The 13637-nt window shown below is 49.1% G+C and carries 17 protein-coding genes; 6 read left to right on the top strand and 11 right to left on the bottom strand.

All coding sequences use genetic code 11. From position 1 onward, the window contains the following. Nucleotides 1-85: 85 nt before the first annotated feature. A complete protein-coding gene (locus KNQ12_RS09830) occupies nt 86-787 on the top strand; it encodes an AzlC family ABC transporter permease (RefSeq protein WP_023467762.1) in 702 nt (233 codons plus the stop codon). After that, nucleotides 766-1092: an AzlD domain-containing protein gene (locus tag KNQ12_RS09825; protein WP_214747849.1), complete on the top strand. Its 327-nt coding sequence runs from the start codon at nt 766-768 to the stop codon at nt 1090-1092. Before KNQ12_RS09830 ends, KNQ12_RS09825 begins: the two co-directional genes overlap by 22 nt. A gap of 313 nt (nt 1093-1405) precedes the next feature. On the opposite strand, the gene KNQ12_RS09820 is transcribed toward KNQ12_RS09825, so the two are convergent. The 6 genes from KNQ12_RS09820 to hflX all read right to left on the bottom strand — a co-directional run bounded on the left by KNQ12_RS09820 (nt 1406) and on the right by hflX (nt 6461). Next, nucleotides 1406-1681 (bottom strand): GNAT family N-acetyltransferase, encoded by a 276-nt coding sequence (locus tag KNQ12_RS09820; RefSeq protein ID WP_058265196.1) that lies wholly within the window; start codon nt 1679-1681, stop codon nt 1406-1408. Continuing rightward, complete coding sequence (locus KNQ12_RS09815; protein ID WP_058265195.1) at nt 1656-1892, bottom strand: (4Fe-4S)-binding protein; 237 nt, start codon at nt 1890-1892, stop codon at nt 1656-1658. The genes KNQ12_RS09820 and KNQ12_RS09815 overlap by 26 nt, the downstream gene beginning before the upstream one ends. Before the next feature lie 116 nt (nt 1893-2008). After that, nucleotides 2009-3355, bottom strand: coding sequence for a type I glutamate--ammonia ligase (glnA, locus tag KNQ12_RS09810; protein WP_023467759.1), 1347 nt, complete (start codon nt 3353-3355; stop codon nt 2009-2011). 45 nt (nt 3356-3400) lie between these two features. Further along, nucleotides 3401-3799 carry a MerR family transcriptional regulator gene (locus KNQ12_RS09805; RefSeq protein WP_023467758.1) on the bottom strand — a complete coding sequence of 133 codons (399 nt, stop codon included), beginning with the start codon at nt 3797-3799 and terminating at the stop codon, nt 3401-3403. A gap of 140 nt (nt 3800-3939) precedes the next feature. Continuing rightward, nucleotides 3940-5217, bottom strand: a complete 1278-nt coding sequence (locus KNQ12_RS09800; protein ID WP_214747845.1) for a methionine gamma-lyase family protein — start codon at nt 5215-5217, stop codon at nt 3940-3942. A gap of 2 nt (nt 5218-5219) precedes the next feature. Further along, the gene (gene hflX / locus KNQ12_RS09795; RefSeq protein ID WP_058265194.1) at nt 5220-6461 is read right to left on the bottom strand and encodes a GTPase HflX; all 1242 of its coding nucleotides are present in this window, start codon (nt 6459-6461) and stop codon (nt 5220-5222) included. 138 nt (nt 6462-6599) lie between these two features. Here hflX and KNQ12_RS09790 point away from each other — a divergent pair, with 138 nt between their 5' ends. Both KNQ12_RS09790 and KNQ12_RS09785 read left to right on the top strand, forming a co-directional pair. Beyond that, nucleotides 6600-7571: a site-specific integrase gene (locus tag KNQ12_RS09790; protein ID WP_058265193.1), complete on the top strand. Its 972-nt coding sequence runs from the start codon at nt 6600-6602 to the stop codon at nt 7569-7571. A 29-nt stretch (nt 7572-7600) separates the two neighbouring features. Further along, nucleotides 7601-8005, top strand: a complete 405-nt coding sequence (locus tag KNQ12_RS09785; protein WP_058265192.1) for a DUF2283 domain-containing protein — start codon at nt 7601-7603, stop codon at nt 8003-8005. A 44-nt stretch (nt 8006-8049) separates the two neighbouring features. Here KNQ12_RS09785 and hfq read toward each other — a convergent pair whose 3' ends face one another. Both hfq and miaA read right to left on the bottom strand, forming a co-directional pair. Then, nucleotides 8050-8298, bottom strand: a complete 249-nt coding sequence (gene hfq, locus KNQ12_RS09780; protein ID WP_023467753.1) for an RNA chaperone Hfq — start codon at nt 8296-8298, stop codon at nt 8050-8052. A gap of 48 nt (nt 8299-8346) precedes the next feature. Further along, the gene (miaA, locus tag KNQ12_RS09775) at nt 8347-9273 is read right to left on the bottom strand and encodes a tRNA (adenosine(37)-N6)-dimethylallyltransferase MiaA (RefSeq protein ID WP_023467752.1); all 927 of its coding nucleotides are present in this window, start codon (nt 9271-9273) and stop codon (nt 8347-8349) included. 506 nt (nt 9274-9779) lie between these two features. Between miaA and KNQ12_RS09770 the strand changes: the two genes are divergently transcribed. Next, on the top strand, nt 9780-10307 hold the full coding sequence (locus KNQ12_RS09770) for a P-loop NTPase family protein (protein ID WP_023467750.1): 528 nt from the start codon (nt 9780-9782) through the stop codon (nt 10305-10307). 36 nt (nt 10308-10343) lie between these two features. Here KNQ12_RS09770 and KNQ12_RS09765 read toward each other — a convergent pair whose 3' ends face one another. Both KNQ12_RS09765 and KNQ12_RS09760 read right to left on the bottom strand, forming a co-directional pair. Next, nucleotides 10344-11342, bottom strand: a complete 999-nt coding sequence (locus KNQ12_RS09765) for an ABC transporter permease (protein WP_214747842.1) — start codon at nt 11340-11342, stop codon at nt 10344-10346. Then, nucleotides 11335-12255 carry an ABC transporter ATP-binding protein gene (locus KNQ12_RS09760; protein WP_023467748.1) on the bottom strand — a complete coding sequence of 307 codons (921 nt, stop codon included), beginning with the start codon at nt 12253-12255 and terminating at the stop codon, nt 11335-11337. Before KNQ12_RS09760 ends, KNQ12_RS09765 begins: the two co-directional genes overlap by 8 nt. A gap of 126 nt (nt 12256-12381) precedes the next feature. On the opposite strand from KNQ12_RS09760, the gene KNQ12_RS09755 reads away from it, so the two are divergent. Further along, nucleotides 12382-13146 carry an SGNH/GDSL hydrolase family protein gene (locus tag KNQ12_RS09755; protein ID WP_023467747.1) on the top strand — a complete coding sequence of 255 codons (765 nt, stop codon included), beginning with the start codon at nt 12382-12384 and terminating at the stop codon, nt 13144-13146. 38 nt (nt 13147-13184) lie between these two features. On the opposite strand, the gene KNQ12_RS09750 is transcribed toward KNQ12_RS09755, so the two are convergent. After that, nucleotides 13185-13535 (bottom strand): DoxX family protein, encoded by a 351-nt coding sequence (locus KNQ12_RS09750; protein ID WP_029341233.1) that lies wholly within the window; start codon nt 13533-13535, stop codon nt 13185-13187. Nucleotides 13536-13637: the final 102 nt, after the last annotated feature.

The raw sequence follows: 13637 nt of genomic DNA, 5'->3' as shown, positions 1-13637 counted from the left end.
TGTCGAAAAAAATGATGAAAATATTGACCAGTTGGTGACGATATTCCGCATGAGTGCTATGCTCTTAAAAAAGAGGAGGAATCGAATGTCATCAGCCTTTCAAGCAGGTGTCCGTGCCTGTCTACCCACTGTCCTCGGATATATCGGCATCGGTTTTTCAGCTGGGATCGTCGGTCGTGCCTCCGGCTTATCCCCTCTTGAAGTCGGATTCATGTCCGTCTTCATCTATGCCGGCGCCGCTCAGTTCATCATCACGAGTCTCTTACTATTAAATGGTCCTGCTTCTGCCATCATTCTGACGACGTTCATCGTCAATCTCAGGCACTTGTTAATGAGTCTGACGCTTGCGCCACATGTTGAGACACGTCATCTCCGCGACCGCCTCGGTACCGGAACGCTACTGACGGATGAGTCGTTCGCTGTCGCGATGAACACTGCGCAAAAAGGGAAGCTCTCCCCGTCCTTCATGCATGGCTTGAATCTGACTGCTTACTTCAGCTGGATCGTCGCAACCGTTCTCGGCGCCCTTGTCGGCAGCTGGTTCCCTGATCCCGAGCGCTTCGGTCTCGATTTTGCCCTGACAGCGATGTTCATCGGCTTATTGTACTTACAGTTTGAAGGGGAACGTTCCCGTATTGCCGTGAATAGTTGCCTTTTACTGATTGTCTTACTATTGCTTTACATAACCATGCGCTACTTTTCTCCAGAAGTCGCCGTTCTTTGCGCGACGCTCGGTGGTGCAAGTATAGGAGTCGTGATCACACGATGGAAATCCGCCCGGAATTAATTGCTCTTTTTTTAGCTTGTGGACTCGTCACATGGATTCCACGCGTCTTACCGTTTCTCGTCCTTCATGGACTGACGTTACCGCGCCTCGTAACAGAATGGCTCTCGTTCATTCCGGTCTGCCTGCTCGGTGCCCTTTTCTTTCAAAATCTTCTCATCGCTCAAGATGAGGCGTTTCCGACGGTTTCGACGCTTCATGTCTTCGCCGCCCTCCCGACCATGGCGGTCGCGATTTTCAGTAAAAGTTTATCCTGGACGGTCGTGACTGGTGTTGTCACGATGGCGTTTCTACGATTGTATATATAAGCAAGTCATTCATCTTTAGCCTATTTCGATGCATCTCTTGTGTTATCCTTATAATAGAAATAAATGGATAGTGAAGGGGGTCCTGATATGCCAAATAAGCAGTTCATACCCTATTTGATATTGCTGTGCGTCATTTTTATAATCGCGAGTCAAATGGATCTGCCTTATCTGCTAAAACAAGGATTGATTGTGTTGTACGTCATCGCCTATTTCGGCACGCTGATGGTTTCTCGCAAAATGAAAGTTAGGGATCATAAACAATGACTCGAAAAAATCTCCTCTGGTCTTGAGAGACTAGAGGAGATTTTTGTGTTCACGTATTTGCTTGTACGTCCTGATAATCGGATCGATGTTCAAACTCTTTTTTCGCAAACGGACATAACGGTAACAGCTTGACGTTTGCTTCCCGTGCCCAGTTGACGATCTCGGCAACGAGTTGTTCCCCGATCTGTTGATTGCGGTGCGCGGGATCGACGTACGTGTGATCGATGATCCACATGCCGTTGTTCGTGTCGCTGTAAGTGATTTCTCCAATCACTTCCCCTTCCTGGTGGGCTTCGATTTTACGTTCCGCTCGTTTCAGCTCCATTTGCTTCCCTCCGTTCGTAAGATAAGGCGCCGCTCGGACAACCGTCGACGACCCGTATGACATCGTCCACTGGTGCCCCGTCCGCTTCAATCCAGGGACGCCGCTTGACATCAAAGACAGTTGGTAGACTTCGTACACAATGACCAGAGTGAATGCAGACTTCCGAATCAAAATAGACCGTGATCTCTTTGCCTTCATATCCTTTTTTCATGATGTATCGTCTCCCTTTCTTTGTACTCTTGTATCTTTCCACATCCTTGACTCAATCCCTGTCGAGGACATGAAAAAAGCACTTCCGGACAGAAGTCCGAAAGTGCTTGAGTTGGATTAGAACAAGACCATGTACTGATCGCGTTCCCATTCCGTGACTTGCGTCCGGAACATATCCCATTCGATTTCTTTCAATTCAACGAAGTGCTCTGCGATGTGATCGCCGAGAGCGTGCATGACGACGTCATCCGCTTTCAAGACTTCGAGTGCGTGGCTGAGTGTTGATGGAAGATCATCAATTCCGTTCGCAACGCGTTCCGGTTTGTCCATGACGTAGATGTTACGGTCGATTGGAGCCGGTGCTTTCAAGTTGTTCTTGATTCCGTCAAGACCTGAAGCGAGCAATGTCGCAAGCGCAAGGTACGGGTTCGCTGCTGGATCGACTGAACGAACTTCGATCCGAGTCGAGAGTCCACGTGCTGCAGGAACACGGACGAGTGGTGAACGGTTACGCGCTGACCATGCGACGTAGCAAGGTGCTTCGTAGCCAGGAACAAGACGTTTGTATGAGTTGACTGTCGGGTTACAAACCGCTGTGAACGCACGAGCGTGTTTGAGGATACCTGCCGTGAAGGCACGTGCATCATCCGACAATTGCATGTCTTCGTTTCCTTCATCGAAGAAGACGTTCTCGTTGCCTTTGAAGAGCGACATGTTCGCGTGCATGCCTGATCCGTTGACACCGAAGAGTGGTTTTGGCATGAATGTCGCGTGCAAGTTGTGCTTCGCAGCAATCGTCTTGACGACGAGTTTGAACGTTTGGATGTTATCCGCTGTCGTGATCGCATCCGCATATTTGAAGTCGATTTCGTGTTGACCTGGAGCAACTTCGTGGTGTGATGCTTCGATTTCAAAGCCCATGTTCTCGAGCTCGATGACGATCTCTTTACGGCAGTTTTCACCGAGGTCGACTGGTGCGAGGTCGAAGTATCCACCTTGGTCGTTCAATTCAAGTGTCGGACGACCTTTTTCATCTTTCTTGAAGAGGAAGAATTCTGGCTCTGGTCCAACGTTGAATGATGAGAAACCGAGCTCTTCCATCTCTTTAAGTACCCGTTTGAGCTGACCACGTGGGTCTCCTGCGAACGGCGTGCCATCCGGATTGTGGATGTCACAGATTAAACGTGCAACTTTCCCTGTTCCATCTTCTGTCCATGGGAAGACGACCCATGTGTTCAAGTCTGGGAAGAGATACATATCTGATTCTTCGATCCGGACGAATCCTTCGATCGATGAACCATCGAACATCATTTTGTTATCAAGTGCTTTTTCCAATTGGCTTACTGGAATCTCAACGTTCTTGATCGTTCCGAGGATATCTGTGAACTGTAAGCGAATGAAGCGTACATCCTCAGCTTTAGCGATTTTCAAAATGTCTTCTCGTGTAATGTTGCGACGTGTCATGTGACAAATCCCCTCTCCGATTCGTTTTTATATGGTTACAGGTCCTTACTTGAAGAAACGCCCGAGCTCACCTTGGATGAGCGACGTCTTTCCATGTCGTCCTGCTTCCTTCAATTCATTTTTCAGGAGTTTATACAATTCGCCGTCAGATAGTTCCGGACGCGTCTCGACGACGCTCTCCGCAACGCGTTCGCGTTTGACGAGATCGTTTTCAAAAATCAATTTGATCCCTGCGATATTCAGTCCCTGATCCAGGTATTCCTTGATCGACAACAAGCGATCGACATCGTTGAACGAATAGAGGCGACGCTTCGTCTCTGTCCGCTCCGGTTTGATCAGTCCTTGTTCTTCGTAGTATCGGATCTGGCGGGCAGATAACGCGGTCAACTCTTGAACGACTCCGATGGGAAATAGTGGCTTGGACTGGCGTGATGAGTCTGCCATGTGGTTCCTCCTTTTTCCTTACTCCATGAGAATAAACCTCTGTCAGGCAACTTGTCAAGAGATGTAAGAAAAGTTAACACAACTTTTTTAATCACTTTACATGAAGTCGTTCAGAGGTCTTTTCACGAGATATTCTAGTATTAAACGTTTTTTTCTGGAATTAATTGTTTTTCCATCAAGTGATTGACGGCTGAGATGATGGCAATCTTAACGTGGCTATACGTCAAACCACCTTGGACGTACGCGGTATAGGGCGCACGGATCGGACCATCCGCTGATAACTCGATCGATGATCCTTGTACGAATGTTCCTGCTGCCATGATGACATCGTCCGCATATCCCGGCATATAATCCGGAATCGGTAGCGCATGTGCATTGACGGGTGAAGCGGCTTGAATCGCCTGACAGAAGGCAATCATCGGCTCTGGCGCATGGAACGAGACCGATTGAATCAAATCCGTCCGTGCTGCCGTATGGTGCGGTGCCGTGTCAAAGCCGAACTGACCGAGCATGCTCGACGTGAACATCGCACCCATCAACGCTTGGCTCACTGTATGTGGTGCCATATAGAAGCCTTGATACATATCCGGAAGTGCGGATAACGATGGACCGGCTTCGGCGCCAATCCCTGGTGTCGTCATCCGGAACGACGCCCGTTCGATCAAATCAGTCCGACCGACGAGATAACCGCCAGTCTTCGCAAGTCCACCACCCGGGTTCTTAATCAACGATCCTGCCATCAAGTCCGCCCCGACGTGTGTCGGTTCGATCGTCTCGACGAACTCACCGTAGCAGTTATCGACGAAGATCAGTACGTGCGGATGGACAGCTTTGATGGCGGCGATTGCTTCGCCGATCTCGTTGACCGGTAGACTGCGTCGTGTCGCATAGCCTTTTGAACGCTGGATCCCAATGACCTTCGTCTGTGGTGTGATCCGTTCGAGAACGGCCGGTACGTCGATCGTCTCGGCGTTTTTCATCTCGACGACATCATACTGGACGCCCAGTTCCTTTAATGAACCGCGTCCGTCACCACGAATTCCGACGATCTCTTCGAGTGTGTCGTATGGTTTTCCTGTGATATAAAGCAATTCGTCTCCTGGCAATAACAAACCGAACAACGCGATACCGATTGCATGGGTTCCGCTGATGATTTGCGGACGACAAAGACCGGCTTCTGCACCGAAGACATCAGCATAGATCCGTTCGAGCGTATCGCGTCCTTCATCGTTGTAGCCGTAACCTGTTGACGGCATGAAGTGAAAATCACTGACCTTGTGACGTCGGAACGCATCGAGGACACGGAATTGATTGTATTCCGCGACCTCTTGCGCTTTCTTGACGTACGGGGCGATCTGTTCCTCCGCCCGGTCAATGAGCGGACGGAGCGTTTCGTAATGGGTTAATTCTGAAAACATGTTTACACCTCGTATTGTTTCAATGTCGCGTATAGACGCGTATCTTTACGCAAGTAACCTTTTAGAATGACGGAACCATCTTCTTCGAACGATTCCTTCAAATTCATCATGACTTCTTTCGCCGGATTGTAATGGGCAAATCCGTCAACTGGAATGCGAATCTCGAGATACTCGAGGATTTCGCTGATCGAACGTTCGATTTCTTCGATCAAGCGCTGGATATCCTGCGGGTCAAGCGCAGAAATCAGCAGTTTTCCACCTGTGAACAAGCGATTCAATTGATCCTTCTTGTTGTAGACTTCCAGTTGCGGAATGTCACCGGCACCGAGTTCATCGAGGACATCGTTCGTCGTCTGCATCTGATTCAAGTAATGCTCACTCGACGCATCAACGACATGGAGGATCAAGTCGGCTTCCAGCACTTCCTCGAGTGTCGAACGGAACGCCGCGATCAACTTCGTCGGGAGATCTTGAATGAAACCGACTGTATCCGTCAGGAGGATTTGACCACCTTCCGGCAAATCGACTTGACGTGTCAACGGATCAAGCGTCGCGAACAACTCATCCTTCTCGTATGTGTCGGCTTGTGTCAACCGGTTGAAGATCGTTGATTTGCCGGCATTCGTATAACCGACGAGCGCGATTTGGAATGTCTGGTTCTCTTTGCGACGTTCCCGGTAACGGGCACGGTGCGCGACGGATGTCTCGAGTTGTTTCGAGATCTCATCGACCCGACGCCGGATATGACGGCGGTCCGTCTCGAGTTTCGATTCACCTGGTCCACGCGTCCCGATTCCGCCACCAAGACGTGACAGTTGTGTTCCCTGCCCGGCAAGACGTGGTAAGAGATAACTCATCTGAGCCAGTTCGACCTGCAATTTCCCTTCGCGTGACTGGGCACGTCCAGCGAAGATATCGAGGATCAACTGCGTCCGGTCAATCAATTTGATGGCTTCCGGGTCCGACAAGGCGATCCGGATATTCTTCATCTGACCGGGCGTGACCTCGGCATTGAATATGATTAAATCAGGTTCAAGTTCGTCTGCTAAAGCAACGAGTTCTTCAACCTTTCCTTTTCCGATGAACGTACGGCGATCAATCGCTTGTCGTTTTTGATCCAAACGACCGACGACGACACCATGCGCAGTCGTTACGAGTGCTTCGAGCTCCGCGACCGATTCTTCATAGACATGGTCCGGGACACCGGGGAGCTGGCAACCAACGACGATGACGCGTTCTGACATAATATCATTCCTTTCACGAGTAAAGACGTACTGCGCCCTTTATCATACCACAGGCACCGGTTCGTCTGAACTTTTTTGGACAGGAAACATCCGTTCGGTTTATGATGGAAGAAAGATTACGATAAGGGGAGGAAAACCATGGCACGCGAACAGTCGTATACGCTTCCAGAGTTCATTGAACGCTATTTGTTTTATCTAACGACAAGTGGACGGCAACTTTCGACCGTCCGCCGCTATCGCTATGATTTAATCGAAGTCCATCGCTACATGACCGATGTCGACCAACCACTCGAGACGATAGACGATTTCAAGGCGATTTCGATCGAGACGTGGAAGACGTTCATCAATGAATACTTGATTGAAGAGAAACTCTACCAGCAAGCAACGGTTGCCCGGATCGTCACCGTCATCAATCAAGTCAATTATCAGATTCGACAAACGAAGGCAAAGCTGATTGAATACGCACAACCGACGCACGAATTGACGGCAAAACACGTCGCCTCCTTCAAGGAATATGAACAATTGGTCCGGACGAATCAATCCGATCGCGGCTTGACGGAACATCAATTGAAGGCACGTCCGTATTTGATCGATCGAAACGAATTGATTCTCCGTCTGTTTTATCGTTACGGTCTACGTGTTCATCACATCATTGGTTTGAAGATGCATGACCTCAATTTCGCCCAGCAAGAGATGACTGTCCACGATCGCCTTGGTAACCGCTACCTGCTCCATCTCGAGCGGGAAGATCAAGACATCATGCTGCGTTACTTGAAGACGATTCCGGAGCCGGTCCGCCCCCGTTATCACAGTACCGATCCCTTTTTCGTCGCCTTCGACTTCGCTCGGATGACATTCCGCTGGGTCTACAGCAAAAATGCACCGAAGCAATTGTCGATCGTCATGATTACGAAGATGATGCGTCAGCTGAATGAACGGTCCGATAACAAGCGGATCTTGACACCGTCGATGTTACGCAACAGTTTTATCCTGAAAACATATCAGGACGAGATGACGAAGGAAGAACGTCTGCAGAAGACATGCCTCTATAAGGATGTCTCGCTCCGACGTTATGAAGAGGCGGTCGAGGAACTGACACCGTTGTTGTAAAAAAATCATTAGGCTTGGATGTGACATAGATGACGATTCGAATGACTTATGATCAAGAAGCAGAAATGGGATATCTATATCTCTTCCCAGAAACATTTACTCCCGCGATTGAAGACACGGACGAGCTAGAAGAAAATGCATTCCTTGGCGTAGACGTTGATCAAGAGGGACGCATCGTCGGGATTGAATGTTTCAATGAAGAAGCGAACGTGATCCGCGCCGTCCATTCACAAGCATTCTTATACGCAGAACATACAGATCGTTTCTCGCTCCGATTGCGAAACACGATTCCGAAAAGTTCGTCTCACCTCCAAGGAGTTACGTTCTACTTCGCTGAATCCGATCATACCGGATTTATCGGATTTGATATCCTTGACTTAGAACGATATCCTGTCGACGTTCTTCGTACGCTTGCTCAGCCAGCGTATAAATAATGAAGTCAACAAAAAAAAGACGACCCCCCGGTCGTCTTTTTTACTTAGCGAGAGACTTCTTGTGTCTCTTCTTGCTCATATAACGTCACGTTGCGCGCTGGTGCGAACGTCGAGATTGCGTGCTTGTAGATCAACTGCTGTTTGCCTTCCGACTCCAAAATGACCGTGAAGTTATCGAATGACTTGATCAGCCCCCGTAATTGATACCCGCTGATTAAGAAAACCGTTGTCGGGACTGCATCTTTCCGTAATTGATTTAAAAAGACGTCCTGAATGTTGTATGTCGCTTTCATGATTCCCCGTGCCCCCTCTTTTTATCTGTTTCTGTCTTCGGGCAACTCTTATTTAACCGCTTTCAGAAACTCTACAGTTCTATCATAGATAATTTTGAACGTTTCTTCAAATGAAAACTTTCCCATATCCACCCAAACACCATCAAATTGGTGACGGAACCACGTCAATTGACGTTTCGCGAAGCGTCGCGTGTTCCGTTTCAGCATATCGACGGCAGGATCGAGTGGTGCCCCGTCAAGGACCGGTAACATCTCTTTATAACCAATCGCTTGTAGCGCCTTCGTGTGTCGATACCCGGCAGCATCAAGACGCGCCACTTCTTCAAGAAGCCCACTTTCGACCATCAAATCCACCCGCTGATCGATCCGGTCATACAAGCGATCCCGGTCTTCCATGTGTAGGACGAACAGTAGACTCTCATAAAGTGCCGGCTTACTACCGGTCGTTTGTGTCTGACCGGTCCGTGCGACCTCGATCGCCCGAACGACCCGCTGGATATTATTCGGATGAATCGCTTCGGCGCGCACCGGATCAAGTTCCTTCAACTGGTCATGCAATGCATTCGCACCGTGCGTCGCCGCGTACGCTTCGAGTTCAGCACGCAAGGCTGGATCTTCCGCCTGCTCAGTGAACTGGTAATCATATAAAATCGAACGGATATAAAGCCCTGTTCCACCGACGATGATCGGTAACTTACCCCGACTTGCGATCTCATCGATCGTCGCTCGGGCAACCGTCTGAAAACGCGCTACACTCATCTCATCATCCGGTGTCACAAGATCAAGCAGATGATGCGGCACCCCTTCCATCTCTTCGGTCGTCACTTTTGCTGATCCGATATCCATGCCTTGATAGACTTGGACGGAGTCTCCCGATAAGACTTCTCCGTTTAATCGTTTGGCTAGTTCAATGCCCGTCTTCGTTTTTCCGACTGCCGTCGGTCCGACGATGACGATGACTGGTTGTTTCTTCATTTTTCTTCACCCATTCTCTATCTTTTCATTCTGATTCGAGTGTACCACAGCCACTTACTCGGATTAAAAAAATCAATGAAAAAACCGCCCATTCTGGACGGCTTCCACTTGCTCGTTTTATACGCGACGGATGAAATCGTCATAAATGGCACTAAAGATGCACCACCCACAAATGACGACGCCTGTCAGCATGATGCCCCAATCTGCCATGGTCGTTCCTCCTCTAATCATCGTTATTCTCTCTTTTGACGGTTTACACAGAATATAAACCCTTTCGAGCAGGTTTGACACCAATTCTTGGAATCAGTATGATAAAAGTACGATTGGTACGTAGCGCGGAGGCTGACCTGCATCGGCTTCCTATTAGAGGCACTGCCTCTCGATTCCATGTCTTGTGCTTGCACGAGGCGACATAGGGAGAATTCGTTCTTCCAAGCGACAGGTCCGGCATCATGCCCGGGCCTGTTCTGCGTGCCGGTACATTATTTCGAAAGGAGCCGATTGTCGTGCGTATTCAAATCATTGGTGGATCAGGTACCGGAAAAAGTACACTGGGCGCCTTCATCGGACAAGCTGAACAGATTCCCTGGATTGATACCGACCATTATCTTTGGACAGATACGACGTTCACTGAAAAGCGAGACGTCTCCGAACGATTTTCCATGTATGAAGCAGATCTTATGTCTTACAACGATTACATCGTCTCCGGCTCTGTCTTCGCTTGGCATCCGGATGGTTTCATCAATCGGGACTTGCTTGTCTTCCTGTCGCTCGACGAATCGGTTCGGATGGAACGTCTCATCGCGCGAGAAAAAGCACGATACCCAGATTTTACAGGCTCCAATGAATTCCTTGACTGGTGCCGGACGTATCACACGGCGACGGATCCATCGATGATCGGTACGTTCGCAGAACACCAGTATCAGATGGACCAGTCGATTTCCCCGATTCTGATAGTAGATGCTTCGTTATCGACACAACTTCAGTATCAAAAAATAATCGAGACATACGATCGTTTGTCGCTTCATCCATGAAAAACGGGTCCCCCTCTATAGGTGGACCCGTTCGTCTTAATACATATCTTTTTGTGTGAAGTTCCAAAACGCAACGATTAGCGCCGCGACCGTCCAACAACCGAGGACAGCAAGTGAGAACGGAAGCGTCATTCCTTCGATTGGTGGTGCTTGTCCATCGAGATAGTTGATCAGTCCGAAATTGACGTTGACGAGATATTTCGAGCTCGTCCAACTTGAACCAAGCGTCGTCAGTAACGTACCGGAAATCAAGACTGCCATCATGATCCCGATCCCTGTCGCTGTGTTTTTGACGAGAACAGAGACCATCAAGGCGATCGTTCCGACAACGGCTGTGACGATCCACGCTAGACCGACTGCCATCAAGAGGTACTCCCACATCGGTAACGTATGCACGAACTCGGTCGAGAACGTACCGCTCGGTGAGGCTTGGAAACCGGTCAAGATCGGTGCGGTCCAGCCGTCATAGCCGAGGACGATCCCGGATATCGCGTAACAGACGGCAACGGTCAATGCCATCAACATCGACGTATAGAGTAACACCGTCAACCATTTCGCCATCAGGATTTTCCAGCGCCGGACTGGTCGCGACAGGAGCGTCTTGATCGTTCCATCATTTTGCTCCCCACTGACGATATCCGCAATGATGACGATGATGAACAGCGGTAAGATCAGCGTCAATCCTTGCGAGAAGAAGATCCGGATGAACGTCGGGGCTCCCGGATAGTTCGGGTTGATGTCGTTATCGAGATAGTATTGATTTTGTTTGAGGTCAAACTCAAGGAACTGACGGAACTCATCTTGAATACTGCTAGAAGCAAGACGGTTCTGCGTGTCGACGATGTCTTGTTGTAACTCAACCCGCCAATCGAGCGTTCCCTGCTTTTTGATTTGTTCTTGGATGTCTCGGTACTGTGCGTACGTAAACATCGAGACAAGAACGACGAGAATGATCGCAACGACGGCAAAACGACGTTTCGAAGCAATTTTCGTCACTTCATTTCGTACGAGACCGATCATGTTCGGATTACGCAATGTGATCGCCTCCCGTTAACGTGATGAATAGATCTTCGAGCGTTTGGACCTTCCGTTCAATCGTCCAGACTTCGACCCCTGCTTCGAGCAGCTGCTTATTGAGCGCTGGTGTCTTGCTTGCATCCATCAAAGTATGAACCGTGTTCGCATCGACGACTTCGGACACTTGGACTAAATCGGATGCTGATAAAATCTCATTCGCCTTAAAGGCATCATCGACACGCCAGTCAACGCCTGGTGCGAGCGACTCGACCAGTTCCTTGACCGTTCCGACTTGAACGATTTTGCCATAACTCATGATTGCAACTCGATCGGCAAGCATTTCGATCTCAGCCAAGATATGACTCGAGACGAGGACCGACAGTCCCGTTTCCTCGACGAGCCGGCGGATGAATTGACGTAAATCCCGAATCCCCATCGGATCGAGACCATTCGTCGGTTCGTCGAGAATCAAGACGCTTGGTCGTCCGAGTAATGCTTGTGCGATGCCGAGACGCTGCCGCATCCCGAGCGAGTATGTCCGGACTTGATCATCAACACGCGCCGTCAAATCGACGAGATCGATGACTTCCTGAATCCGAGCCTCATCGACATTCGGTAACATCCGGGCAAAGACTTGTAGATTTTCGCGACCCGTTAAATACTTATACAACTCTGGATTTTCAACGATCGAGCCAATCCGCTCCATCGCTTGGACGAACTGTTTGCGGACGTCGAAGTCACAGACCGTGATTTTACCGGACGTCGGTTTGATCAAGCCGACGAGCATCCGGATCGTCGTCGTTTTTCCTGCCCCGTTCGGTCCAAGGAAGCCAAAGACTTCACCTGGTTGGATCTCAAACGAGATATTATCAATGATCGTCTTTTTTCCGATCACCTTTGTTACACCTTCTAATTTCACTGTTGGTTTCACGTCTCTCACCTCTTATTGTCTATTCTAGCGGAATAATGAATCATTTGACTTGTCAGAACACTTCATTTCCGCACATTCTTTCAACTTTTGCTACAATCAGGTTAGAACCTAGAAGGAGGAACGTTCATGAAGCGATTACGCTGGCCCCTGTTTTTAACCGTCTCACTCGTTTTGACGGCAATCTTTGGATACGGCTTCGTCAGTGCCTATAGTGACGTCGTCAACCCACCAAAACGTGCCGTCTTGACACCTACGAAGGAAGAGCCTGTCAAAAAAGGCGGGACGTACGTCGCGCTTGGTGATTCCTTGACACGTGGTGTCGGAGCATCAAACGGCAATAGTTACGCTGCAATCGTCGGACGCGATCTTGTCAAAGATAACACTGTCGAGCGCTTCCAGAATCTTGCCGTCAGTGGTGCCCGGACGGAAGATTTACTGAAACAACTAGAACAAAAAGAAGTCTTACGCTCAATCAAACAAGCAAAAGTCATCTCGGTGACGATTGGCGGAAATGACTTATTCAACCGTGGTGAAGGCGTCGCAAACTTCAATGCGAAGAAGACAGCCGAAACCGTCACGACGGCACAAGCGAACTTGAAAAAGACGTTCAGTATCCTACGAGAACAAAATCCGGATGCTGTCATCTTCTACGTCGGGCTCTATAATCCTTTCCGCGCGACGGAAAACGGTGAAGCATTCGATGCCATCGTCCAAGATTGGAACGCAAAATCACGGACGCTCGGTATCGAGTACGATGTCGAGATCATCGACACGTTTAATCTCGTGCGTGACGTCAAACGTGATTTATCGAGTGACCAATTCCACCCGAACGATTCTACCTACGAAGAGATTGCAAAAGCTTCCTTACTTGCTGTCAACAAACGTTTCTAACAATAAAAGCCGCCAATTTGGCGGCTTTTTGTTCCGATTCATTTCAGGCGTTTCGCAAGAGAGACGAGTCCCCATTGGAGCGGCAACCGTGTCCAAAGCAACCAAGACGGAAGACGTTTTCCATTAATCGGCTTCGGATTGACTGCCATGTTGACGTTTGCGGGTAAGACTGCATATAAGAAGGCAGGAAGCGTCTTACGGACGAGGTGCACCCCTTTTCCTGTCAACAACATGACACCGTAAGCGATTTCGATGACCCCTGTCACTTGGACGAAGAAGCGCTTGAACGGAATGAACGACGGCATGATGCTGACGAACCCTTTTTCATTGCGGAAATGACCAACTCCCGCAAACAGTAATCCTGCTCCATAGACTAGACGCAATAGCATTATGTTCCACACTCTCTTTCTGTTAATGAAATATATGTTCGAGACAGCTTCAGTGTATCGAACTGACCTGATTATCTCAACTTTTAGAAATTGTCGTCGAAT

Origin of the sequence: Exiguobacterium sp. s11 (assembly GCF_018619015.1) — a bacterium.
Classification (GTDB): domain Bacteria; phylum Bacillota; class Bacilli; order Exiguobacteriales; family Exiguobacteriaceae; genus Exiguobacterium_A; species Exiguobacterium_A indicum.
Note: the sequence above shows the minus strand (reverse complement) of the source record. Positions and strands in the feature narration are given on the sequence as shown.